27 protein-coding genes and 1 tRNA gene are annotated in these 24627 nt (G+C 58.4%); 7 read left to right on the top strand and 21 right to left on the bottom strand.

The window, feature by feature from the left end; translation table 11 throughout:
- Positions 1-26: 26 nt before the first annotated feature.
- The 6 genes from gcvH to H8B20_RS06785 all read left to right on the top strand — a co-directional run bounded on the left by gcvH (position 27) and on the right by H8B20_RS06785 (position 7323).
- A complete protein-coding gene (gcvH, locus tag H8B20_RS06810; protein WP_042560627.1) occupies positions 27-410 on the top strand; it encodes a glycine cleavage system protein GcvH in 384 nt (127 codons plus the stop codon).
- An 11-nt stretch (positions 411-421) separates the two neighbouring features.
- Entirely contained in the window at positions 422-3274 is a 2853-nt protein-coding gene (gcvP, locus tag H8B20_RS06805) for an aminomethyl-transferring glycine dehydrogenase (RefSeq protein ID WP_210622695.1), read from the top strand.
- Between the two features lie 205 nt (positions 3275-3479).
- The gene (locus H8B20_RS06800) at positions 3480-4856 is read left to right on the top strand and encodes an L-serine ammonia-lyase (protein ID WP_047302751.1); all 1377 of its coding nucleotides are present in this window, start codon (positions 3480-3482) and stop codon (positions 4854-4856) included.
- 139 nt (positions 4857-4995) lie between these two features.
- Positions 4996-6120 (top strand): glycine cleavage system aminomethyltransferase GcvT, encoded by a 1125-nt coding sequence (gene gcvT, locus H8B20_RS06795; protein WP_210622694.1) that lies wholly within the window; start codon positions 4996-4998, stop codon positions 6118-6120.
- Positions 6121-6524: 404 nt separating this feature from the next.
- Positions 6525-6737 (top strand): cold-shock protein, encoded by a 213-nt coding sequence (locus H8B20_RS06790; protein WP_003227496.1) that lies wholly within the window; start codon positions 6525-6527, stop codon positions 6735-6737.
- A gap of 97 nt (positions 6738-6834) precedes the next feature.
- On the top strand, positions 6835-7323 hold the full coding sequence (locus tag H8B20_RS06785; protein ID WP_210622693.1) for an RDD family protein: 489 nt from the start codon (positions 6835-6837) through the stop codon (positions 7321-7323).
- Positions 7324-7450: 127 nt separating this feature from the next.
- Here the strand turns inward: H8B20_RS06785 and nadA are convergent, their stop codons facing one another.
- From nadA to H8B20_RS06690, 19 genes are all read right to left on the bottom strand, one after another.
- Positions 7451-8509, bottom strand: a complete 1059-nt coding sequence (gene nadA, locus H8B20_RS06780; protein ID WP_042560632.1) for a quinolinate synthase NadA — start codon at positions 8507-8509, stop codon at positions 7451-7453.
- A 271-nt stretch (positions 8510-8780) separates the two neighbouring features.
- Positions 8781-8856 (bottom strand) — tRNA-Lys (locus H8B20_RS06775).
- A 62-nt stretch (positions 8857-8918) separates the two neighbouring features.
- Positions 8919-9611 carry a 7-cyano-7-deazaguanine synthase QueC gene (gene queC, locus H8B20_RS06770; protein ID WP_042560633.1) on the bottom strand — a complete coding sequence of 231 codons (693 nt, stop codon included), beginning with the start codon at positions 9609-9611 and terminating at the stop codon, positions 8919-8921.
- A gap of 1 nt (position 9612) precedes the next feature.
- The gene (queE, locus tag H8B20_RS06765) at positions 9613-10260 is read right to left on the bottom strand and encodes a 7-carboxy-7-deazaguanine synthase QueE (protein WP_210622692.1); all 648 of its coding nucleotides are present in this window, start codon (positions 10258-10260) and stop codon (positions 9613-9615) included.
- Between the two features lie 179 nt (positions 10261-10439).
- The gene (ybgF, locus tag H8B20_RS06760; RefSeq protein ID WP_047302758.1) at positions 10440-11276 is read right to left on the bottom strand and encodes a tol-pal system protein YbgF; all 837 of its coding nucleotides are present in this window, start codon (positions 11274-11276) and stop codon (positions 10440-10442) included.
- Between the two features lie 6 nt (positions 11277-11282).
- The gene (gene pal, locus H8B20_RS06755; RefSeq protein WP_003178634.1) at positions 11283-11780 is read right to left on the bottom strand and encodes a peptidoglycan-associated lipoprotein Pal; all 498 of its coding nucleotides are present in this window, start codon (positions 11778-11780) and stop codon (positions 11283-11285) included.
- 52 nt (positions 11781-11832) lie between these two features.
- Positions 11833-13113 (bottom strand): Tol-Pal system beta propeller repeat protein TolB, encoded by a 1281-nt coding sequence (tolB, locus tag H8B20_RS06750; protein WP_080896057.1) that lies wholly within the window; start codon positions 13111-13113, stop codon positions 11833-11835.
- 17 nt (positions 13114-13130) lie between these two features.
- Positions 13131-14210, bottom strand: a complete 1080-nt coding sequence (gene tolA, locus H8B20_RS06745; RefSeq protein ID WP_210622691.1) for a cell envelope integrity protein TolA — start codon at positions 14208-14210, stop codon at positions 13131-13133.
- Complete coding sequence (gene tolR, locus H8B20_RS06740; protein WP_161806672.1) at positions 14210-14662, bottom strand: protein TolR; 453 nt, start codon at positions 14660-14662, stop codon at positions 14210-14212. Before tolR ends, tolA begins: the two co-directional genes overlap by 1 nt.
- Positions 14663-14685: 23 nt before the next feature.
- Positions 14686-15381: a protein TolQ gene (gene tolQ, locus H8B20_RS06735; RefSeq protein ID WP_008080223.1), complete on the bottom strand. Its 696-nt coding sequence runs from the start codon at positions 15379-15381 to the stop codon at positions 14686-14688.
- A complete protein-coding gene (gene ybgC, locus H8B20_RS06730) occupies positions 15371-15838 on the bottom strand; it encodes a tol-pal system-associated acyl-CoA thioesterase (protein ID WP_042560637.1) in 468 nt (155 codons plus the stop codon). Before ybgC ends, tolQ begins: the two co-directional genes overlap by 11 nt.
- A 127-nt stretch (positions 15839-15965) precedes the next feature.
- A complete protein-coding gene (gene ruvB / locus H8B20_RS06725) occupies positions 15966-17027 on the bottom strand; it encodes a Holliday junction branch migration DNA helicase RuvB (protein ID WP_115146137.1) in 1062 nt (353 codons plus the stop codon).
- Entirely contained in the window at positions 17028-17636 is a 609-nt protein-coding gene (gene ruvA, locus H8B20_RS06720) for a Holliday junction branch migration protein RuvA (RefSeq protein ID WP_042560639.1), read from the bottom strand.
- 115 nt (positions 17637-17751) lie between these two features.
- A complete protein-coding gene (ruvC, locus tag H8B20_RS06715) occupies positions 17752-18279 on the bottom strand; it encodes a crossover junction endodeoxyribonuclease RuvC (protein ID WP_007912737.1) in 528 nt (175 codons plus the stop codon).
- Positions 18280-18437: 158 nt separating this feature from the next.
- A complete protein-coding gene (locus H8B20_RS06710; protein ID WP_042560640.1) occupies positions 18438-19184 on the bottom strand; it encodes a YebC/PmpR family DNA-binding transcriptional regulator in 747 nt (248 codons plus the stop codon).
- 133 nt (positions 19185-19317) lie between these two features.
- Positions 19318-21093, bottom strand: a complete 1776-nt coding sequence (gene aspS / locus H8B20_RS06705) for an aspartate--tRNA ligase (protein ID WP_150592862.1) — start codon at positions 21091-21093, stop codon at positions 19318-19320.
- Positions 21094-21200: 107 nt separating this feature from the next.
- The gene (locus tag H8B20_RS06700; protein WP_042560642.1) at positions 21201-21422 is read right to left on the bottom strand and encodes an FmdB family zinc ribbon protein; all 222 of its coding nucleotides are present in this window, start codon (positions 21420-21422) and stop codon (positions 21201-21203) included.
- Positions 21423-21553: 131 nt separating this feature from the next.
- Positions 21554-21892 carry a ribbon-helix-helix domain-containing protein gene (locus H8B20_RS06695; protein ID WP_210622690.1) on the bottom strand — a complete coding sequence of 113 codons (339 nt, stop codon included), beginning with the start codon at positions 21890-21892 and terminating at the stop codon, positions 21554-21556.
- A 181-nt stretch (positions 21893-22073) separates the two neighbouring features.
- Entirely contained in the window at positions 22074-22544 is a 471-nt protein-coding gene (locus tag H8B20_RS06690) for a Dps family protein (protein WP_042560644.1), read from the bottom strand.
- Between the two features lie 311 nt (positions 22545-22855).
- Between H8B20_RS06690 and H8B20_RS28060 the strand changes: the two genes are divergently transcribed.
- Positions 22856-23458: a cold-shock protein gene (locus H8B20_RS28060; RefSeq protein WP_042560645.1), complete on the top strand. Its 603-nt coding sequence runs from the start codon at positions 22856-22858 to the stop codon at positions 23456-23458.
- A 71-nt stretch (positions 23459-23529) separates the two neighbouring features.
- Here the strand turns inward: H8B20_RS28060 and H8B20_RS06680 are convergent, their stop codons facing one another.
- Positions 23530-23736 carry a SlyX family protein gene (locus H8B20_RS06680; protein WP_042560646.1) on the bottom strand — a complete coding sequence of 69 codons (207 nt, stop codon included), beginning with the start codon at positions 23734-23736 and terminating at the stop codon, positions 23530-23532.
- A gap of 3 nt (positions 23737-23739) precedes the next feature.
- Positions 23740-24165, bottom strand: a complete 426-nt coding sequence (locus tag H8B20_RS06675) for an HIT domain-containing protein (RefSeq protein WP_210622689.1) — start codon at positions 24163-24165, stop codon at positions 23740-23742.
- Positions 24166-24627: the final 462 nt, after the last annotated feature.

Genomic DNA, 24627 nt, shown 5'->3' with positions numbered 1-24627 from the left:
ACGAGTCTGGTCCCTGAGGAGTTTCCATGAGCGAGTTGCGTTTTACTGAAGATCACGAATGGCTGCGCGCCGAAGCTGACGGTAGCGTTACTGTCGGCATCACCGCTTTCGCGCAGAACGCCTTGGGCGACGTGGTATTCGTGCAACTGCCTGAACTGCAGGCTTACGAAAAAGGCGCCGAAGCCGCCACCGTCGAATCGGTGAAAGCTGCCAGCGGCGTGTACATGCCCCTCGACGGCGACGTGCTGGAAGTGAACCCGGCGCTGGAAGACAGCCCTGAGCTGGTCAACGAAGATCCACTGGGCCAAGGCTGGTTCTTCCGCTTCAAACCAAGCGACGCCGCCGCTGTCGGCAAACTGCTTGATCAAGACGCTTACGACCGTCTGATCAAAGCCCAAGCCGAAGCCTGAGGAGAACCGACATGACACAAGTAAACCTGGGCACCGCCAACGAATTCATCGCCCGTCACATCGGCCCGCGCGCCGGTGACGAGCAAGCCATGCTCAACAGCCTCGGCTTCGACTCGCTCGAAGCCCTGAGCGCCAGCGTCATCCCGGAAAGCATCAAGGGCACCAGCGTGCTCGGCATGGACGATGGCCTGAGCGAGGCCGATGCACTGGCCATGATCAAGGGCATCGCCGGCAAGAACCAGCTGTTCAAGACCTACATCGGCCAGGGCTATTACAACTGCCACACGCCGTCGCCGATCCTGCGCAACCTTCTGGAAAACCCCGCCTGGTACACCGCTTACACCCCGTACCAGCCAGAAATTTCCCAGGGCCGTCTCGAAGCGCTGCTGAACTTCCAGACCCTGATCAGCGACCTCACCGGCCTGCCGATCGCCAACGCCTCCCTGCTCGACGAAGCGACTGCCGCTGCCGAAGCGATGACCTTCTGCAAACGCCTGAGCAAGAACAAGGGCAGCCACCAATTCTTCGCCTCGATCCACAGCCACCCGCAAACCCTCGACGTGCTGCGCACCCGTGCCGAGCCGCTGGGCATTGAAGTGGTCGTGGGCGATGAGCACACATTGACCGATGTAACGCCATTCTTCGGCGCATTGCTGCAATACCCGGCCAGCAACGGTGATGTGTTCGACTACCGCGAACTGACCGAGCGCTTCCACGCCGCCAACGCCTTGGTTGCCGTAGCCGCCGACCTGCTCGCCCTGACCCTGCTGACTGCCCCGGGCGAGTTCGGCGCTGACGTTGCCATCGGTTCCGCACAACGCTTCGGCGTGCCGCTGGGCTTCGGTGGCCCGCACGCGGCTTACTTCTCCACCAAAGATGCGTTCAAGCGCGACATGCCGGGACGTCTGGTCGGCGTTTCGGTTGACCGTTTCGGCAAGCCTGCCCTGCGCCTGGCAATGCAGACCCGCGAGCAACACATCCGCCGCGAGAAAGCCACGTCGAACATCTGCACCGCGCAAGTGCTGCTGGCCAACATCGCCAGCATGTACGCCGTGTATCACGGCCCGAAAGGCCTGACGCAGATCGCCAACCGCATCCATCACCTGACCGCGATTCTGGCCAAGGGCCTGACTGCGCTGGGTCTGAATGTCGAGCAGAAAAGCTTCTTCGACACCCTGACAGTGGCTACCGGCGCGCAAACCGCTGCGCTGCACGACAAGGCTCACGCCCAGCAGATCAACCTGCGCGTCATTGACGCCCAGCGTCTGGGTCTGTCGGTTGACGAAACCACCGCTCAGGCTGATATCGAAACCCTGTGGAGCGTCTTCGCCGACGGCAAAACCCTGCCGGACTTCGCCGCCCTCGCCGCCACCGTGCAGAGCACCATTCCTGCTGCGCTGGTGCGCCAGTCGCCGATCCTCAGCCACCCGGTGTTCAACCGTTATCACTCCGAAACCGAGCTGATGCGCTACCTGCGCAAACTGGCGGACAAGGACCTGGCACTGGATCGCACCATGATCCCGCTGGGCTCGTGCACCATGAAACTCAACGCCGCCAGCGAAATGATCCCGGTGACCTGGGCCGAGTTCGGCGCCCTGCACCCGTTCGCGCCAGCCGCACAAAGTGCCGGTTATCAGCAACTGACCGATGAACTGGAAGCGATGCTCTGCGCCGCCACCGGTTATGACTCGATCTCGCTGCAACCGAACGCCGGTTCGCAAGGTGAATACGCAGGTCTGCTGGCGATCCGCGCCTATCACCAGAGCCGTGGCGATGACCGTCGCGACATCTGCCTGATCCCGTCATCCGCCCACGGCACCAACCCGGCTACTGCCAACATGGCCGGCATGCGCGTGGTCGTGACCGCGTGCGATGCTCGTGGCAACGTCGACATCGAAGACCTGCGCGCCAAAGCCATCGAGCACCGCGATCATCTCGCCGCGCTGATGATCACTTACCCGTCGACCCACGGCGTGTTCGAAGAAGGCATCCGCGAAATCTGCGGGATCATTCATGACAACGGCGGCCAGGTGTACATCGACGGCGCCAACATGAACGCGATGGTCGGCCTCTGCGCGCCAGGCAAGTTCGGCGGCGACGTGTCGCACCTGAACCTGCACAAAACCTTCTGCATTCCCCACGGCGGTGGCGGCCCGGGCGTCGGCCCGATCGGCGTCAAATCGCACCTGACGCCATTCCTCCCAGGCCACGGCCAGATGGAACGCAAGGAAGGCGCGGTCTGCGCGGCACCGTTCGGCAGCGCAAGCATTTTGCCGATCACCTGGATGTACATCCGCATGATGGGCGGCGCCGGTCTGAAGCGCGCTTCGCAACTGGCGATCCTCAATGCCAACTACATTTCCCGTCGCCTCGAAGAGCACTACCCAGTGCTGTACACCGGCAGCAACGGTCTGGTGGCGCACGAATGCATCCTCGACCTGCGTCCGCTGAAAGACAGCAGCGGCATCAGCGTTGATGACGTCGCCAAGCGCCTGATCGACTTCGGCTTCCACGCCCCGACCATGTCGTTCCCGGTGGCCGGCACGCTGATGATCGAGCCGACCGAAAGCGAATCCAGGGAAGAACTCGACCGCTTCTGCGACGCCATGATCCGCATCCGCGAAGAAATCCGCGCAGTGGAAAACGGCACACTGGACAAGGAAGACAACCCGCTGAAAAACGCTCCGCACACCGCAGCGGAACTGGTCGGCGAGTGGACTCACCCGTACAGCCGCGAGCAAGCCGTTTACCCGGTGGCCTCGTTGATCGAAGGCAAATACTGGCCACCGGTCGGTCGCGTCGACAACGTGTTCGGCGATCGCAACCTGGTCTGCGCCTGCCCGTCGATCGAAAGCTACGCTTAATAGAATGAGGGGGCAGGCGTACCTGCCCCCACTTTCAAGAACACCACAAATCCCTGTGGGAGCTGGCTTGCCAGCGATGAGGGTGGATCAGTCTCCATTTTTGTTGCCTGATACACCGCCATCGCTGGCAAGCCAGCTCCCACAGGGGGATGTACCAAGCCTGATGTTTCGCCAATTCCTATAACAAGAAACCGGAGAACCACTCATGTCGTTAAGCGTGTTCGACCTGTTCAAGATTGGCATCGGCCCCTCCAGCTCCCACACCGTCGGCCCGATGCGCGCCGCTGCGCGTTTCGCCGAGGGTTTGCGTCGTGAAAACCTGCTGACTGCTACCGCCAGCGTTCGCGTCGAGTTGTACGGTTCTCTCGGCGCCACCGGCAAAGGTCACGGCAGCGACAAAGCCGTGTTGCTAGGCCTCGAAGGTGAACACCCCGACACCGTTGATACCGAAACCGTCGCCGCGCGTTTACAAGAAATTCGCAGCAACGCACGCCTGAATCTGCTCGGCGAACACAGCATTGCGTTCAACGAGAAAGAACATCTGGCGATGATCCGCAAGCCGCTGGCTTATCACCCCAACGGCATGATCTTCCGTGCGTTCGACGCGGCGGGGATTCAGATCCGCAGCCGCGAGTACTACTCGGTCGGCGGAGGTTTTGTTGTCGACGAGGACGCGGCCGGCGCTGACCGCATTGTCGAAGATGTCACCCCACTGACGTTCCCCTTCAAAAGCGCCAAGGACTTGCTCGCTCATTGCAGCACGTATGGCCTGTCGATCAGCCAGGTAATGCTGACCAACGAAAGCGCCTGGCGTCCGGAGGCGGAAACCCGCGCGGGCCTGCTGAAAATCTGGCAAGTAATGCAGGATTGCGTGGACGCCGGCTGCCGCAACGAGGGCATTTTGCCGGGAGGGTTGAAGGTCAAACGCCGTGCGGCGGCGCTGCATCGGCAACTGTGCAAAAACCCGGAATCCGCGCTGCGTGATCCGCTGTCGGTACTCGACTGGGTCAACCTATACGCGCTGGCGGTCAACGAAGAAAACGCCAATGGCGGGCGCGTAGTGACCGCGCCTACCAACGGCGCAGCGGGGATCATCCCGGCGGTGCTGCACTACTACATTCGCTTTATTCCCGGTGCAAATGACGACGGCGTTGTGCGTTTTCTGCTCACGGCGGCGGCAATCGGCATTCTGTACAAGGAAAACGCCTCGATCTCCGGCGCCGAAGTCGGTTGTCAGGGCGAGGTCGGCGTGGCTTGTTCAATGGCGGCGGGTGCGTTGTGTGAGGTCCTCGGCGGCAGCGTGCAGCAAGTCGAAAACGCGGCGGAAATCGGCATGGAACACAACCTCGGCCTGACCTGTGACCCGATTGGCGGGCTGGTTCAAGTGCCGTGCATCGAGCGCAACGCCATGGGCTCGGTGAAAGCGATCAATGCGGTGCGCATGGCACTGCGGGGTGACGGACAACACTTCGTCTCTCTCGACAAGGTCATCCGCACCATGCGCCAGACCGGCGCTGACATGAAAAGCAAATACAAAGAGACCGCCCGCGGCGGTCTGGCGGTCAACATTATCGAATGCTGATTGACGTCGTCTCCGTCAGGAGAAAGTGAATTTGATGCCCTCTTCCTTTGGGAGAGGATCGTACTTAGCCCCCTCTCCCTCCGGGAGAGGGCTGGGGTGAGGGGCTTTTGATCCTGACCCGTTATTCAAGGAGCCACGCATGTCCACCGAACAACTGTCGAAAACCCCGCTGCACGCCCTGCACATCGAACTCGGCGCCCGTATGGTGCCGTTCGCCGGCTACGACATGCCGGTGCAATACCCCCTCGGCGTGATGAAAGAGCACCAGCACACCCGTGAGCAGGCCGGGCTGTTCGATGTCTCGCACATGGGCCAGATCCACCTGACCGGCGCGAATGCCGCCAAAGCCCTGGAAACCCTGGTGCCGGTAGACATCATCGACTTGCCGGTGGGCATGCAGCGTTACGCGATGTTCACCAATGAGCACGGCGGCATTCTCGATGACCTGATGGTTGCCAACCTCGGCAATGATGAACTGTTCCTGGTAGTTAACGCCGCGTGCAAGGCTCAGGACCTGGCGCATCTGCAGAAACACATTGGCGATCAGTGCACCATTACGGCGCTGTTCGAGGAGCGCGCACTGCTTGCGCTGCAAGGTCCTGCGGCGGTAACAGCACTGGCGCGTCTTGCTCCGGAAGTGGCGAAGATGACCTTCATGCAATTCAACCGCGTGCAGCTACTCGGCGTGGATTGCTTCGTCAGCCGTTCCGGTTACACCGGTGAAGACGGTTTCGAAATCTCGGTGCCGGCCGCCGACGCAGAAAAACTCGCCCGCGCCCTGCTCGCCGAACCTGAAGTAGCGGCCATCGGCCTCGGCGCTCGCGATTCGTTGCGCCTGGAGGCCGGTCTGTGCCTGTACGGCCACGACATGAACACCGAAACCACGCCCATCGAAGCCAGCCTGCTGTGGGCGATGTCCAAGCCACGCCGCGCCGATGGCGCACGGGCCGGCGGTTTCCCGGGGGCAGAACCTATCTTCGCCCAACAACAAAATGGCGTCGCACGCAAACGCGTCGGCCTGCTGCCGCAGGAACGCACGCCAGTGCGCGAAGGCACGGAAATCGTCAACGAAGCCGGCGACATCATCGGTAGGGTGTGCAGTGGCGGCTTCGGTCCGACGCTGGGCGGGCCATTGGCAATGGGTTACCTCGACAGTGCTTATGTCTCGCTAGATACGCCAGTGTGGGCAATCGTTCGTGGGAAAAAGGTGCAAATGCTTGTAAGCAAAATGCCATTTGTTCCACAACGCTACTACCGTGGTTGATTGACTGTTTCTATAAGTAACGCGATTGCGTTATGCGTGCACTAATGTGTAACGCAATCGCCATAAAACAGTGCAGTTCCTAACAACCGATTCGAATATGAACTTTACTTATAACCTTCGAAAACATTTGAACAAGCTAATCGTCTAAGCCCGCACTAGTGGATTGACTAAGTGCCATCAAGCGCAGCAAAACCGGGCCTGCAAGGGGCTTGTTTTTTCTCCGGTAGTTGGCGTAGAGTTTCCCCACTGTGTTTGCATGGGTCAGCTTGGAATCGTGACCTGGGCAGTAGCCTACAAGTTAGCTACATCCCGTTCGACGTCTTCTTACTCTCCTGCAACCAGCCCCAGTACTCTTTCATGAGAAAGAGGCTGTCATTAATTTATTGCGTCAAAGGAAATAAGAAATGTCCACACGTCAGAGCGGTACCGTCAAGTGGTTTAACGACGAGAAAGGTTTTGGTTTTATCACTCCAGAAAGCGGTCCGGATCTGTTCGTGCATTTCCGCGCCATTCAGGGCAACGGCTTCAAGAGCCTGAAAGAAGGCCAGAAAGTGACCTTCGTTGCGGTGCAAGGCCAAAAAGGCATGCAGGCTGACGAAGTACAAGCAGAAGCCTGATCTGTGTAACGAAAAAGCCCCTGATATTGATATCAGGGGCTTTTTTGTGCGCGCGAATCCGTAAAATGGCAATTCCTTAAAGCGTCCAGAGGCTGCCATGTCGAAAAACCTGCTCACTCCCCAGGGCGATTTTCCTGCCGTTGGCCTCGGCCGTCGTCTGGCCGCGATGTTCTACGACTTTCTGTTGTGCACCGCCCTGCTGATCGTGACCGGCTTCGTTTACAAGCTCATCCAGGGTTTGATCATCGGTGAAGAACGCCTGCGGGTGTTGACCGACGCCGGACAGCTCGACGGTGATCCGCTGTACTCGACCGTGCTGCTGTTGGTGTTGTTTGGATTCTTCGCCAAGTTCTGGACCCATGGTGGGCAGACGCTCGGCATGCAGGTGTGGGGCATTCGCGTGCAGAACGCCAATGGCACCGCAATCAGCCTGTGGCAGGCGTTGCTGCGGTTTATGGTGTCGATTGCGTCGTGGTTGTGCGTGGGGCTGGGTTTCTTCTGGTCGCTGTACGACAAGCAGAAGCGCACGTGGCATGACATCTACTCGGACACCTGCGTGGTGCGGGTTCCGAAGAAGACCAAGTAACTCTTCACACCACAAACCAATGTGGGAGCGAGCCTGCTCGCGAAGGCGGTGTGTCAGTCGACTTGAACTGACACACCGCCTTCGCGAGCAGGCTCGCTCCACAGGTTTTGTGCTTTGCTTATAGATCTCAGGCGTTACCGGCCAGCTTCATCCGCGCCGCCTGGGTGAAATCCAGCATCCGCTTCAAAGGTCGAATCGCCTGCGGAATCAACGCCGGATCAACAAAGATCTCGTTCGTCCCTTCCTTCAAGCTCTTGAGCGTACGCTCAAGGGTATTCATGGCCATCCACGGACAATGTGCGCAACTGCGGCACGCGGCGCCGTTACCGGCGGTTGGCGCCTCGATGAAGACCTTGTCCGGGCACAGCTGCTGCATCTTGTAGAAGATGCCGCGGTCGGTGGCAACGATCAGGGTCTTGTTCGGCAGGGACTGCGCCGCGGCGATCAATTGACTGGTGGAGCCCACGGCATCTGCCAGTTCGATCACGGCAGTCGGCGACTCGGGGTGCACCAGAATGGCGGCGTCCGGGTACAAGGCCTTCATGTCTTCAAGCTGCTTGGACTTGAACTCCTCGTGGACGATGCAGGCTCCGTCCCACAGCAACATATCCGCGCCGGTCTTGCGCTGAATGTAGGTGCCCAGATGCTTGTCAGGCCCCCAGATGATGGTCTCGCCGTTGTCCATCAGGCTTTCGACGATTTCCAGTGCACAACTCGACGTCACCACCCAGTCGGCCCGGGCTTTGACGGCAGCGGAGGTGTTGGCGTAGACCACCACCGTGCGCTCCGGGTGCTGATCGCAGAACGCCGAGAATTCGTCAACCGGGCAGCCCAGGTCCAGCGAGCACGTCGCTTCCAGGGTTGGCATCAGCACGCGTTTTTCCGGGTTGAGAATTTTGGCGGTCTCACCCATGAACTTTACGCCGGCGACTACCACGGTCTTGGCCGGATGGGCATTGCCGAAGCGGGCCATTTCCAGAGAGTCGGATACACAGCCACCGGTTTCTTCGGCCAAGGCCTGAATCACCGGATCGCAATAGAAGTGGGCAACCAGCACCGCGTCCTGAGCCTTGAGCTCGGCGGCGATGGCGGAACGGTAATAAGCCTCTTCCTCGGCAGTCAGCGGTTTGGGCTGTTTGGCGTCGAGGTGGGCTTGAACCAGAAGGCGTTCGGAAATCTGCGTCATGTTCGCAAGACCTGCAGGCGCTTTCGCGCGAAAGTCGAGTATACACCCGGCTCCGGACCGCTTGAGGGTACCGCCGGGAGAGTGAGTTTTATCAGGCACGGACAGCGTTGAAGCTGCGCAAGGCTACAGAATATCCCGGGGATACAAAAGATGATTCTGACCTGCGTCAGCGCAACTTGCACTGGAACAACGCACGTCCAAATCACAGGCAAAAAAAAACCCGGAAATCCTCACTTGCGTGGGCCTTCCGGATTTTCTAAACCGCCAAAAATGGTGGGTCGTGTGGGATTCGAACCTACGACCAATTGGTTAAAAGCCAACTGCTCTACCAACTGAGCTAACGACCCGCTGTGTGGTGGCGCGTATAATACTGATTTTTAAGGACTATTCAACACCTTTTTGAAAATAATCAAAAATAAGGTGTTGGATCGCTCACACCGGCCGCTGCGAAGCCTTCTGCGCGCAGGCGGCAGCTATCGCATTTACCGCAGGCACGGCCTTCATCATCGGCCTGATAACAGGAAACAGTCAGCCCGTAATCAACGCCCAGCTTCACGCCCGCCTGGACGATCTGCGCCTTGCTCAGGTTCTGCAGCGGTGCCTGAATGCGGAAACCATCACCCTCGACGCCGGCCTTGGTCGCCAGATTGGCCATGCGCTCGAACGACTCGATGAACTCGGGACGGCAATCCGGATAGCCGGAGTAGTCCACCGCGTTCACACCAATGAAGATGTCGCGTGCGCCAAGCACCTCTGCCCAACCCAACGCCAGTGACAGGAACACCGTGTTGCGTGCCGGCACGTAAGTGACCGGGATGCCTTCACCCAGCTCTTCAGGGATATCAATGCTGGTGTCGGTCAGTGCCGAGCCGCCCATGCCATTCAGGTTGATGCCGATCACCTTGTGCTCGACCACACCCAGGTCGCGAGCAACGCGGGCAGCGGCATGCAATTCAGCATGGGAGCGCTGGCCGTAATCGAAACTCATGGTGTAGCAGGCGTAGCCTTCAGCGCGGGCCATGGCCACGACCGTTGCCGAGTCCAGACCACCGGACAGCAGGATCACCGCACGTTTTTCGGTTGTGTTCAGTTGTTCAGTCATTTCAGCGCCCCGGCTCATCATTCCATAGATATTTATGCAGCTGCAGTTGCAACCGCACTGGCAGGTTGTCCGCCACCACCCAATCCGCCAGTTCCCTTGCGTTGAGGTCATGGTGACTTGGAGAAAACAGAACTTCGCCGGCACGCCGGTCGAGCCCGTACTGGATCAGCTTGGACACCGCCCAGTCGTAGTCTTCCCGCGAGCAGATGACAATCTTCACCTGATCGTTGGGCGTCAGCAGTTCGATATTTTCGTAAAGGTTGCGATGGGCTTCTTTCGAACCCGGTGTCTTCAGATCAAGCACGCGACTGACGCGCGGATCGACCGCCGAAATGTCGAGAGCACCGCTGGTTTCCAGCGAGACCTCATAACCGGCATCACACAGCTGTTTGAGCAAGGGAATGGCGTTCGGCTGCGCCAACGGCTCACCGCCGGTGACACAGACGTAACGCGGACGAAACCCGGCCACTTGCTCGAGGATATCGTCGAGCGTGCGGACGGTGCCGCCACTGAACGCGTAGGCACTGTCGCAGTATTGGCAACGCAATGGGCAACCGGTCAGGCGCACAAAAACAGTGGGCAGCCCGGCAGTCCGCGTTTCCCCCTGCAAAGAGTAGAAAACTTCGGTAATTCTCAATGTGTCTTGCATAGTCGCCACGGGCGTAACAGCTAAACAGGCTGTCCGCCTCCGTCAGGCACTTCAGGCAATCGCGCCAACGCGCGGACCACAAGAAGCGTGTTTCAGAAAAAGGGCGTGAATTCTAACGAAAAAACCCGCGACAGGCGCGGGTTTCTTCTAAACGGGTGCAGCACCTGAAAAGCTCAGGCTTACATGCGCTGCAAATCGCGTTGCGCCAACTGAGCGGCGGATGTACCCGGATATTGGGCCACCACCTGTTGCAGAATCCCTTTCACCTTGTCGGTGTGACCGAGGCGGCGCTCTACATCAGCCAGCTTGTACAGCGAATCCGGCACCTTGTTGTGCTTGGGATACAGCTGCGAAACCTTGGCGAAAGCCTGACCTGCACCTTGGAGATCACCCTTGGCCAGGTTCACTTCGCCCAACCAGTACTGGGCGTTGCCCGCGTACTGGCTGTTCGGGTATTTGCGCAGGAATGCCGAGAAAGCCTGGCTGGCCTTGTCGAAATCCTTGGCTTTGATCAGGTCGAAAGCGGCATCGTAATACAGCTTTTCCTTGGCCGGATCAGCCGGTTCGCTACCCGCAGCAGGTGCCTGGGCGGCAGCAGCCCCGGCGCCAGCGGCAGCACCGGCAGCAGCACTTGCATCGCCACCGGCAGAAGAATTCTCAGGAGTCGCGGCAGGTGCAACACCGGATCCTATGCGTCGATCAAGATCCTGGTATCGCTCCAGGGATTCTTGCTTCATACGCGCAACCTGGTTCTGCAGTTCTTCAATCACACCTTGCTGGCGGGATATCTGATCCTGCATCTGTTGCAGTTGGTTAAACAGCATGCCTTGTGCCGAGGCAGGGGCCGAAGCCGCTCCCCCGGCATAGGCGCCGTTCGTACCGTAACCCGCAGGCGGATAACTGCTCCCGCTATTGTTATAACCGGAGTTGTCATCGACCACAGGAACCGCAGCCCACACCGCAAGCGGTGCGAGACTGAGAGCCAGAACAGTTACAGCACGACGGCACGTTCGCATATCGAATTACTTACGCAGTTCGACGCGACGGTTTTGAGCCCAGGACTGCTCGTCGTTGCCGGTAGCAACTGGACGCTCTTCGCCGTAGGAAACCAGTTCCAGCTGAGCTGGGGAAACACCTTGCAGTACCAGGTAGCGTTGAACGGCTTTCGCACGACGCTCGCCCAGTGCCATGTTGTACTCACGAGTACCACGTTCGTCGGTGTTGCCTTCCAGAACAACGCGAGCGCCGTTTGCTTTCAGGTCTTTGGCGTGAACGTCCAGAGCGCGCATGGCTTCTGGCTTCAGGTCCGAGCTGTCGTATTCGAAGTAGAAGGTGGTGATTGCGCGCAGAGCAGCTTCTTCGCTCAGGGAACCGTCAACGGCACCAGTGTTTGCGCCGTAACCAGCGTTTGGATCAACAGCGCCTTCACCGGCGTTGTCGCCGCCTTTGGACGAGCAACCTACAGCTACAGCCATGGCCAGAGCCAGCGCAGCAAATTTACCAAACTTCAGCATTTCCATCGTGAAACTCCTAATGAACCCCAGTGTGTTAAGTAAAACGTGTAGCGCCCGCTCACTTCAGGTAAGGGGACCAGGACGGTTCTCTGACTTCGCCTTGAGCGGTAGGAAGCGGGAGCCTAACGCGTCCATTAATGGACACGAGCATCAAGACTCCCCGGCCCTGCTGGCGGGTGGCGTAGATTACCATGGTGCCGTTGGGTGCAACAGTGGGTGACTCGTCCAGAGTGCTATCAGTGAGGATCTTTACACTACCTCGCTGCAAATCCTGGGCTGCCACCTTGAAATTGGTGAAACCATCCTGGCGATGGATCATCACCAGCGTCTTTTCATCTGCCGAAAGTTTCGGGTTGGCGTTGTAGTTACCTACGAACGTTACACGCTCGGCACCACCGCCACTGGCGCTGGTTTTGTAGATTTGTGGCTTGCCGCCGCGGTCCGAGGTGAAGTAGATGGTCGAACCATCCTTGCCCCAGTACGGTTCGGTGTTGATACCTGGGCCCGCTGTTACACGATTGATCTGACGCGTAGCCAGGTTCATCACGTAGATATCCGGGTTACCGTCTTTAGACAACACGAACGCCAGACGATCACCATTCGGCGACCAGGCCGGTGCGCCGTTCAGGCCTTCGAAGTTGGTGATCTGCTCACGACGACCCGTGTCGATGTTCTGCATGAAGATACGCGGGCGTTTCTGCTCGAACGACACGTAAGCGATGCGCTTGCCATCCGGTGCGAAACGCGGCGAGAGGATCGGCTCGCGCGATTGCAACAGAGTCACGGCGCGAGCACCGTCATAGTCCGAACGCTGCAAGGTGTAACGGGTGTTCTTCTCGGAGAAGCGTTCAGCCGTCACGTACAGCAGGCGGGTCGAAAACGCGCCCTGGATGCCGGTGAGTTTCTCGAACGACTGGTCAGAGATGTAGTGCGCCATATCGCGCAACTGCTCGGTGGTACCGGAAACACTGCCGTCAGCCACTTTCTGCTCGGTGGCCACGTTGAACAGTGCCCATTGCACCTGCAGACGACCGCCCGCTGGTGCGATGCTGCCGACCATCATGTATTGAGCACCTACCGCCTTCCAGTCACGGAAGATGATTTCGCTCGCCTGGCTTGGCTGGCTGATCATGTTTTGCTTTGGAATCGGCGAGTAGTAGCCCGAGTTACGCAAATCGTTACCAATGATTTCAGCCATGTCGTCCGGCAGGACGGCACCGCCCTGCAAACCGAACGGTACGACGGCGATCGGAGTAGCCCGATCGCTGCCGCTGGTGACCAGAATGTTCTTTTCATCAGCCATCGCGATCCCTGCCATGCAGCAGATCACGACCAGCATTCCTCGAAGAAGGTTTCTCACAAGGCTAGATCCTCAGGTGTGAATGTCATCTTGAATGAACGATACGGAGCGAAATCGCTCGGCTTCATTCCCTGCATTTCTGTCAAACGTCCAATATTCTTGACCGCCGCTACTGCCGAAGCATCGAACGGACCATCGCCACTGGATTTGGACACGCTGACCGTAGTCACCGTACCGTCCGGCAACATGCCGATTTGCAACACGACCGTCATGCCTTTGCGTGCCGAAGGTGGACGAGCCCAGCCTTCCGCTGCCCGCGCACGAATCAGGTCATCGAAACTGCCCGCGACTTCGTCACCCTGTTCATCGGCCAAGGCCTGCTGACGCTGCGGCGTGTCGGAAAGCAAATCTGCCAAGGCCTGAGCCTTTTTGTCTTCGGTAGATTTACGTGCCGCTTCCTGCGCTTTCTTCTTCGCAGCATCGGCAGCAGCTTTCTTCTTCGCTTCGTCGGCGATTTTCTTCTTCGCCTCTTCAGCTTCAGACTTTTTCTTGGCGTCTTCGGCGGCTTTCTTCTTCGCGTCTTCGACGATCTTTTTCTTCGCTTCTTCAGCGGCCGCTTTCTTGGCCTCTTCTTCAGCAGCCTTTTTGGCTTCTTCTTCAGATTTCTTCTTGGCTATATCAGCCAATTGTTTCTCTTCTGCCTTCTTGGCTTCGGCGGTCTTCTTCGCGTCATCGGCTTTTTTGGCTTCATCAGCCTTTTTCGCCTCGTCCGCTTTTTTCGACTCGTCGGCCTTCTTGGCTTCCTCGGCCTTTTGAGCCGCTTCTTCTTTCTTTTGTTCCGCAGCTTTCACCGCTTCCTGCTCGACCTTTTTCTGTTCCATCTGCTCGACTTCAGTCTGGCGCGCGGCGGATTTCTTCGCCTCACCCGCAATCTTCTGATTGGTCTGGGTGGTTGCCTGACTTTTCGATTTCAGCTGGTACAGGGTCGCCTGGACAATCGGCTTGGCCGGCGGCAGCTCTGGTGTAAAGGCGAAACTGACGAACAGCATGCCGAACACCAGCACGTGCAGGACAATCGCCAGAACACTAGGCCAGAAGTAGCTTTCCGAGGCAGACGGCTCTCGCAGTGGCTGCATCAGGGGGCCTCGGTAATCAAACCAACGTTACCGACCCCGGCTTTCTGCAATCCGCCCATGGCGCCCATGACGGAACCATAGTCGACGGTTTTGTCGCCGCGGATGAAGACCTGGGTACGCTTGCCGCCTTCGGTACCGGCGCGAATAATCTTGGTCACCGCGTCGGTCATCTGCGGCAGGGTCATGGCCCTGTCCTGTTGCTTCTCGGTGTCGACTTCGCTGCCAAGGTTCCAGTAATAGGTCTTGTCAGCCTTGATCGAAATGGTCAGGACCTGGGTGTTGTTGTCCTGCGGCAAGGCTTCGCTGGAAACCTTGGGCAGATCAACTTTCACGCCCTGATTGAGCATCGGCGCGGTCACCATGAAAATGACCAGCAGTACCAGCATCACGTCGATGTAAGGCACCACGTTCATCTCGGCGACCGGCTTGCGCTTTTTGCGAGCTCGAGCGATTAAAGCCATTGGAAATTACCTGCTTATTCTTCGCTGGTGTGCACTTTGCGGTGCAGGATCGCCTGGAATTCATCGGCGAAGGTGTAGTAGCGGCCCAGCAGGGTTTCGCTGCGAGCAGCAAAACGGTTGTAAGCGATTACTGCAGGGATTGCCGCAAACAGGCCGATCGCCGTGGCGATAAGTGCTTCGGCGATACCCGGAGCCACGGTGGCCAGGGTCGCTTGCTGGGCGCTGGCCAGACCGCGGAAGGAGTTCATGATGCCCCATACGGTACCGAACAGACCAATATACGGGCTGACCGAACCCACAGTGGCGAGGAACGGCAAGCTTTGCTCCAGTTTCTCTTCTTCGCGGGAGATGGCCACACGCATGGCGCGAGCCACGCCTTCCATTACCGCTTCAGGATCGACACCTGGCTGCTGGCGCAGACGGGAGAACTCTTTGAAACCGGCGCGGAAGATTTGCTCGACGCCCGAATCCGGATCAGGGTTGCTGCCGGCCTGACGGTACAGTTTGGACAAATCGATACCCGACCAGAAGCGCTCTTCGAAGCTCTCCAGGGCGCGTCGACCGGCACGCAGCAGGTTGCTGCGCTGAAAGATCATGATCCATGAGGTCACCGATGCGGCCACCAGAGTCAACATTACCAACTGCACCACGATGCTGGCATTGCTGACCAGGCTCCACATGGAGGAATGGTCGACGACGTTAGCTTCCACGCTTTATCTCCTGCTTTGAGTGTTTACCCGGGCCGACCGCGTCGGCGAAAGCCGCACGCAAGTCTTCGGGAAGGGCCCGGGGTTTCAAACTGTTAGTGCGCACACAGGCCACCAAAAACTGCCCTTCACAGAGCAGCACATTATCCGTTGCCCGCCTGACCTGCTGTTTGAAACGCAGGCTGGCACGGTTCAATTCGATTACTTCAGCACTTACCAGAAGCTCGTCGTCCAGTCGCGCCGGCGCGTGGTAACGCGCTTCGCTGGAGTGCACGACAAACAACAGATCCTCCCCGGCAAGCTGCGATTGGGCAAAGCCCAGTTCGCGGAGCCGCTCGGTTCGAGCCCGTTCCATAAACTTGAGGTAATTAACGTAATACACGATGCCGCCCGCATCGGTGTCCTCGTAATAAACGCGACAACGATGTGCGAACGGCTCAAGCCCGTTTTGCGCGCGCATACTCTAGTGCTTACTCCTCATGTTGCCAATCCGGCCAGACAACTGTTTTTCGTTGTTTCAGGGCTTTACCGCAAAAGTACCGTCCTCTGACAGTACAAACCCTGAATAAATCGACAACAAATGTGTATTAATCGTCCACGGCATCGAGAAACTCGTCTACCACGGGCGTCTCACCCATTCGTGACGGAATGTTTAAACCGAAATGCAGATACGCATGCCGTGTCACTACCCTGCCCCTTGGCGTGCGCATGATGTAACCCTGCTGGATCAGATACGGCTCCAGCACGTCTTCAATCGTGTGGCGTTCTTCACTGATGGCTGCTGCAAGGCTGTCGATACCGACGGGCCCACCATCGAACTTCTCGATCATGGTCAACAGCAGGCGCCGGTCCTGATGATCGAAACCATGCTCGTCGACATCCAGCAGGTTCAACGCCAGATCCGCCACCGCTTTGGTGATGTGGCCCTTGGCCCGTACTTCAGCGAAATCGCGTACACGGCGCAGCAATCGATTGGCAATTCGAGGTGTGCCACGGGCACGTCGAGCGATTTCGAAGGCGCCCTCCGGGTCCAGGGGCAAACCAAGAATATTCGCCGAACGACTGACAATCGTCGACAGATCCGCGGTGCTATAGAACTCAAGACGCTGGACGATACCGAAGCGGTCACGCAACGGGTTGGTCAGCATGCCTGCACGAGTCGTCGCACCGACCAGGGTGAACGGCGGCAGGTCGAGTTTGATCGAGCGTGCTGCCGGCCCTTCACCGATCATGATGTCGAGCTGGAAATCTTCCATCGCCGGGTACAAGACTTCTTCGACGATCGGCGACAGACGATGGATCTCATCGATAAACAGCACGTCATGCGGCTCAAGATTGGTCAGCAATGCCGCCAGATCACCCGGACGCTCCAGGACCGGGCCCGAGGTGCTCTTGATCGACACGCCCATTTCCTGGGCGATGATGTTGGCCAGCGTGGTTTTACCCAGCCCCGGCGGGCCGAAGATCAAGGTGTGATCAAGCGATTCGCTACGGCCACGAGCAGCCTGAATGAACAGTTCCATCTGCTCGCGCACCGTCGGCTGGCCAATGTAGTCAGCCAGACTGACCGGGCGAATGGCGCGGTCCTGGACTTCTTCGCGCTCACGCGGAATGTGCGCAGCGGCGATCAGACGATCAGCTTCAATCACTTAAATCATTCCCTTCAGGGCGCGGCGGATCATGTCTTCACTGCTCAAATTCTTGTCCTTGATGGCCGAAATTGCCTTGCTCGCTTCCTGCGGCTTGTAACCCAAGGAAATCAACGCGCTGACCGCATCGTTCTCGGCGGTATTGACCGGCGCCGGGCCGTCCGGCTGGTTTGGCACCAGGGCGAACATGGCCGGCGAGGTTTCCCAGGCCTTGAAGCGATCCTTCAGCTCGACGAGCAAACGCTCGGCGGTTTTCTTGCCGACGCCCGGCACCTTGGTCAGCGCCGACGTGTCCTGGGACTGCACACAGCGGACCAGCTCATCGACTTCCAGACTCGACATCAATGCCAGGGCCAATTTCGGCCCGACACCATTGAGACGGATCAACTCGCGAAAAAAGTCTCGCTCACGCTTGCCGGCGAAACCATAGAGTAACTGCGCGTCTTCGCGTACGACCAGGTGCGTGTGCAGGGTCAGCGGTTCACCGACCGGCGGCAGGCGATAGAGGGTGGTCATGGGCACTTCCAGCTCATACCCGAGGCCATTTACATCGAGAATCAGGTGCGGCGGCTGTTTCTCAGCCAGGGTGCCGCGCAAGCGTCCAATCACGTTTCAGATCCTTGAGCGTTGGCCAGCCGTGGGCTGGCGACTGACGGAAGGCGTGTTTCAGGCCGACGACCCAGGCGCGAAACCCGCATTCCGGAAAATTTGATTGCTGATGCTATCAGAGACGCAGGCGCCCGCCACGACTGCGTGCCGCTCCCAGGCCATGCGGCAGCAGACTGGAACGAGTGTGAGCGTGGCAAATGGCAATGGCCAGGGCGTCCGAAGCATCGATTTGCGGTTTGCTGGTCAACTTCAGCATGTGCATGACCATCATTTGCACCTGCTCTTTATTGGCCGCGCCCGTGCCGACCACGGCTTGTTTGACCTGGGTGGCCGTGTACTCGGCAATTTCCAGACTTTCTTCGGCACCGGCAACAATCGCCGCGCCACGGGCCTGCCCGAGTTTGAGCGCCGAGTCGGCGTTTTTCGCCATGAACACTTTTTCGATGCCCATGGTGACCGGGCCGTAGGTCTGAATGATTTCACGCACGCCGCGATAGACGATTTGCAGTCGTTCATGCAGCTCGCCAGCGCCGGTGCGGATGCAGCCAGAGGCGACGTAGATGCAGCCGCCACGTCCGGTATCGCGAACAATGCCGTAACCGGTGATGCGCGAACCGGGGTCGATACCAAGAATTAAAGTCATAACGCCTGCGGGTTCGGAAAAAGCACGAAATTCGGTACAACAAATAACAAATGTGGGAGCTGGCTTGCCAGCGATGACGGAGTGTCAGACCACATCATTTTCTGATGTGCCGACGCCATCGCTGGCAAGCCAGCTCCCACATGAAAGCCTAGTCGCTCTTAACCGAGCTGAGCAGCGACGTCTTCTGGAATATCCGCGTTGGAATAAACGTTCTGCACGTCGTCCAGGTCTTCAAGCATGTCGATCAGCTTGAGCACCTTCTCCGCGCCGTCCAGGTCCAGTTCGGCGCTAGTGGTCGGCAGCATGACGATTTCCGCGTCATCACCTTTGAAACCCGCGGCTTCCAACGCGTTACGCACGGAATAGAAACCGGCGAACGAAGTGAACACGTCAATCGAACCATCTTCGTTCGTAACCACGTCATCGGCGTCTGCTTCCATCGCCGCTTCGATCAGTGCGTCCTCATCAACGCCCGGAGCGAAGGAGATCTGGCCCTTGCGCTCGAACAGGTACGCTACCGAACCGTCGGTGCCCAGGTTACCGCCGCACTTGCTGAACGCATGGCGCACAGCCGCTGCGGTGCGATTGCGGTTGTCGGTCATGCACTCGACCATCACCGCCACGCCGCCCGGGCCGTAACCTTCGTAACTCAGCTCGACCATGTCGTCGGTGTCGGCGGCACCGGCACCACGAGCAACCGCGCGATCGATGATATCGCGGCTCATGTTCGCACCAAGGGCCTTGTCCAGGGCCAGGCGCAAACGCGGGTTGGAACCCGGATCACCGCCCCCCTGACGGGCAGCAACTGTCAGCTCACGAATCCACTTGGTAAAGATTTTGCCTTTCTTGGCATCCTGACGTTCTTTGCGGTGCTTGATGTTCGCCCACTTGGAATGACCCGCCATAACTCGCTCCGAATTCTCTTTGAAACGTTGCCCGCCCTGCACTTGCAGCGGCCGGCAAACAAAAAATCTTGAACAGCTTTCAGACCATAAGAAAGAAAAAAGGCGCATCCGAAGATGCGCCTTCAGGCCCGTCTTACTCAGCCTTTGGCGTTTCGCGCAAACGAATGTGCAATTCGCGCAATGCCTTGGCATCCACTACACCCGGTGCTTGCGTCATGACGTCGGCAGCGCTCTGGGTTTTCGGGAAAGCGATCACTTCACGGATCGACTGGGCGCCGGTCATCAGCATCACCAGACGGTCCAGACCGAAGGCCAGGCCACCGTGCGGCGGTGCGCCGTACTTCAGGGCGTCGAGCAGGAAGCCGAACTTCTCTTCCTGCTCCGCTTCGTTGATGCCCAACAGACGGAACACCGACTGCTGCATTTCCTTGCGGTGGATACGGATCGAACCGCCACCCAGCTCAGTACCGTTCAGCACCATGTCGTACGCGCGGGACAGAGCAGCGGCCGGGTTGGCTTCGAGCTCTTGCGGCGTGCACTTCGGTGCAGTGAACGGGTGGTGCAGCGCAGAGAAGCTGCCGTCGTCGTTTTCTTCGAACATCGGGAAGTCGACGACCCACATTGGCGCCCACTCGCAGGTCAGCAGCTTCAAGTCGTGACCGAGCTTGATGCGCAGTGCGCCCAAGGCTTCGCTGACGATCTTGGCCTTGTCGGCGCCGAAGAACACGATGTCGCCATCGACTGCGCCAACGCGATCGAGGATCACGTTCAGCTTGTCTTCCGGGATGTTTTTCACGATCGGCGATTGCAGGCCTTCAACACCGGCAGCGCGCTCGTTGACCTTGATGTACGCCAGGCCCTTGGCACCGTAGATGCCGACGAACTTGGTGTAATCGTCGATCTGCTTGCGCGGCATGCTCGCCCCGCCTGGAACGCGCAGTGCGGCGATACGGCATTTCGGATCGTTGGCCGGGCCGCTGAAGACCTTGAAATCGACTTCTTTGAGTTGATCGGCAACGTCGACCAGTTCCAGCGGGTTACGCAGGTCTGGTTTGTCGGAACCGTAGCGGCGCATGGCTTCTTCGAAAGTCATGTGCGGGAATTCGCCGAATTCCAGACCCAGCACTTCCTTGAACAGGTTGCGGATCATTTGCTCGGTGAGGCCCATGATCTCTTTTTCATCGAGGAAGCTGGTCTCGATGTCGATCTGGGTGAATTCCGGCTGACGGTCGGCACGCAGGTCTTCGTCGCGGAAGCACTTGGCGATCTGGTAGTAACGGTCGAAGCCGGCCACCATCAGCAGTTGCTTGAACAGCTGCGGCGATTGCGGCAGCGCGAAGAACGAACCGGCGTGAGTACGGCTTGGCACGAGGTAGTCGCGTGCGCCTTCCGGAGTTGCACGGGTCAGGATCGGCGTTTCAACGTCGAGGAAGCCGTTTTCGTCGAGGAAGCGACGGATGCTGGTGGTCATGCGCGAACGCAGACGCAGCTTCTCGGCCATTTCCGGACGACGCAGGTCGAGGAAGCGGTAGCGCAGGCGGGTTTCTTCGCCAACGTCGGAGTATTCGTTGAGCGGGAACGGCGGGGTTTCCGACTCGTTCAGCACTTCCAGTTCGTAACCCAGCACTTCGATCATGCCCGACGCCATGTTGGCGTTGGTTGCACCGGCCGGACGCAGACGCACCTTACCGGTGATCTTCACGACGTACTCGCTGCGCACGCGATCGGCGGCGGCGAAGCTCTCGGCGCGATCCGGATCGAACACCACCTGGGCCAGACCGTCACGATCACGGATATCGAGGAAAATCACCCCGCCGTGGTCGCGGCGACGGTGAACCCATCCGCAAAGGGTAATTTCCTGACCTTCCAGGCTTTCGTTCAGTTGGCCGCAATAGTGGCTGCGCATCATGGTAGTGGTTCGCTTCTCGTAATTCGAAATTCGGTGGAGATCCCGCCGCGCTCAAGCTTGTGCGACGTGGGGAAACTCACGCGTGTCGTTCGACCTGGGCCTGAACCCTAGTCAGATTTGTCGCTACCGGCCAGGTTCTTCTTGGTTCCGGTCTTGAAATCGGTTTCGTACCAACCGCTGCCGCTGAGGCGAAAGCCGGGCATCGACAGCTGTTTCTTGAGCTCTGGCGCCTGGCAGGCAGGGCAGTCGACCAGCGGTGCATCGCTGATCTTTTGAATGGCTTCCAACTGATGACCACAGGAAGCACATTGATAATCGTACATCGGCATGGAGGTGTCTCGGCGATCAGATTGCCACCGCGCGCAGGGCTTTGCGGCGAAAGAGCGGGATTATATCCATTAAATGCGGCCTGTGCAGCCGTAAGACTGCACAGGCCGCAACCTCCTTTGCAACCGCTGTTTCAGAGCGATTTCGCTGACTCAGCGACTTTGATCCCACTCATGACACACACCACTCGTACCAGCGCACTGAAATTTTTCACCCCGCCGTGACGCAGATGCACCTCACGGTCAACGTGGGATAACAGTGAGCTGATCGAACAGCAGTTGTCTTTGGCCATGGCGCCGAGGATGTTCCAGTACACCTGCTCCAGCCGCAGGCACGTCGCGTATCCGTTCAAACGCACGGATCGGGACAACGGCTGTACCAATGACATGTCGAATTCGTTGACGAACGGATCGAACTTCAATTCATGTTGCAAGCCGACATTCCTGTCGCCTCGCCTGTCTCCCTCTATCATATCGGTGACACTCCTTTGCCATCTCTGCGTGTTTTTCAAAGTCACATCCTGTGACTTCATAAAAGCGCAGACGCAAAGTTATATCCAGATGACTAATTGACCATCCCCGTAGGATAAGCCAACGATAGAAGTAAGACTGTGGACAGCGCGGGCATCCCCAAGGCCTGCCCGCGCACTTGGGTCAGGCTTCGAGCAATGCGCGCAACATCCACGCGGTTTTTTCATGAACCTGCATGCGCTGGGTCAGCAGGTCGGCCGTCGGCTCGTCACTGACCTTGTCGAGCAGCGGGAAAATGCCGCGCGCGGTGCGGGTCACGGCTTCCTGACCGGCGACCAGTTGCTTGATCATGTCCTCGGCGCTGGGCACCCCCTCCTCCTCCTTGATAGAAGAAAGCCGCGCATACGTGGCATAAGCGCCTGGGGCCGGGAAACCAAGGGCGCGAATGCGCTCGGCGATTGAATCGACGGCCAGTGCCAGCTCGTTGTATTGCTCTTCAAACATCAAGTGCAGCGTACGGAACATCGGGCCTGTGACGTTCCAGTGGAAGTTATGGGTTTTCAGATACAGCACGTAGGTGTCCGACAGCAGACGCGACAGCCCCTCGACGATGGACTTGCGGTCTTCTTCACTGATACCGATATCGATTGCCATGTTTACCCCCTAACGGCGATTTGAATTCATCCAAGGTACCGCCCCACTCTAGCAAGGCTGTCGATCCCTCGCAGCCCCGAATCGACACTCGCACTGCGACAAATCGACCACTTTGCTGCCGCTGGCCGGCCTGATTTGAGTAGCTGCAGGCTTTGCTGTTAAATAGGCAGTGTGTCGCTATGCCCCATTTTCCGGGGATTTGCGCATAGGCTGATGCTGCGTCCGTGTCCACCGCCTCTTATTTTGTCCCGAAGCGAACCGTGCGCCTCCAGCTCTTCCTTGTGAGCCGTTAATAACGTGAGCCAATCAAAATGTTGAAAATCGTCCACCTGCTAATGGGCGCAGCGGCACTGCTGCTGTCGTTCATACCTAGCTTGAAATCCGAAGCCGTTCCCTACCTGCAACAACCCGATGCACTTTACCTGGCCTTTTTCGGCCTGCTGAACCTGGTCATTGCCCCGGTGATTCCTTACTGGAACAAAGGCCCGCGCCAGCATCTGCAAAATCTGGTCAGCGCTCTTCTGGTGCTGACTGTCGTCCTCCAAACCTTGACTCTGATCGCGCCGATGCCTGTCATCGCCGGCCAGCCAGCCGTGTTGTTCAGCCTGGTGATTGCCCTGGTTGCCGTGGTCCTGCACCTGGCCGTCAGCTTTTATCGATCTTCACCGGCAGCCACGCCAACCACCTACGACATGACCAACCGCGATACCGGCACCGTCAAGTGGTTCAACACTTCCAAAGGCTTCGGCTTTATCTCCCGGGATTCCGGTGATGACATTTTCGTGCACTTTCGCGCGATCCGTGGCGAAGGCCACCGCGTTCTGGTCGAAGGCCAGCGTGTGGAATTCTCGGTGATGAACCGGGACAAAGGCCTGCAAGCCGAGGACGTGATCGCCGCGCTGCCGCGCCGCTGATCCAAGGCATAAAAAAACCGCGAGCAGCGTGCTGTTCGCGGTTTTTTTACGCCTGATGAAAAAACCGCACCTTAATAATGTGGCGGAGGTGCTTCTTCCTCGAAGGATTCGAACTGCCCGACCATTTCTTCCTGACGCTTGAGCAACGCAGCCATTTGCAATTGCAGGCGCTCGACCACCCGCTGCTGCGCCACCAGGATGTCGTTCAACGTCTGGATAGTGTCGTCCTGAAACGCCAGACGGCTTTCCAGATCGTTAACGCGTTCTTCCAGGGTCATGACTCAGCCCTCCAAAAAGGTGAAATCTTGGGTCAGCACCACACGCAACTGCGCGCGAATGGCGGCCACCTGTTCGCTGTCATAAGGCTTTGCCGGATGCTTGCCCCAGACCGGCGCAGGCCACGCCGCGTCGTCACGTTTGCGCACGATCACATGCATGTGCATCTGGCTGACCACGTTACCCAGCGTAGCGACGTTCATTTTGTCGGCATCGAACAAGTCTTTGAGCAACTCGGCCAGCGCGGTGGTTTCCAGCCAGAGCTGTTGCTGATCGGCGACATCCAACTGAAACAACTCGCTGATATCGTTGCGGCGTGGCACCAGGATGAACCACGGGTAGTTGGCGTCGTTGGACAGCAACAGACGGCAGAGCGGAAAGTCGCCGATGGTCAGTGTGTCCTGTTGTAGTCGTGAATCTAAAGCAAACACTGCGCGCACTCCCGGCTGATCTACATAATTCAGCTTGGCGACCCACCCGACAGGTAGTGCACCAAGCGACAGAACCGCAGCATACCTGCGAATGCGTTCGCCTTCACGAGGACTGTGCCCTGGCCATTTCTGCGGACGCCCCGACATGTGACATTTTTTGATTTGATGCACCAGCACGGAACCCGACCAGATGACCAATCCGCTGAAATGACCGAAAAACCGTGAGGTGCTCACGATCGCTCGCAGACAGATCTGTATGAATACGGTACAGCGCGTAAATTTTTTGCACCAAAACCGCACAGTGGGTCTACGCTCAGTGCGTCGGGCATCCGCCGAATACTCACTGGCGGGGTGAACCGGTAACGTTTTTGGTTGTCGCGCGCCAATTACGGCGTGGCAACACCATACGAACAATCGCGTCAAGCCCTTACAAAAAGCGGCTTGGCGCCCCGTATTTATGAG

This window comes from Pseudomonas sp. P42 (genome assembly GCF_017973755.1).
In the GTDB taxonomy this organism is placed as follows: Bacteria; Pseudomonadota; Gammaproteobacteria; order Pseudomonadales; family Pseudomonadaceae; genus Aquipseudomonas; species Aquipseudomonas iridis.
Note: the sequence above shows the minus strand (reverse complement) of the source record. Positions and strands in the feature narration are given on the sequence as shown.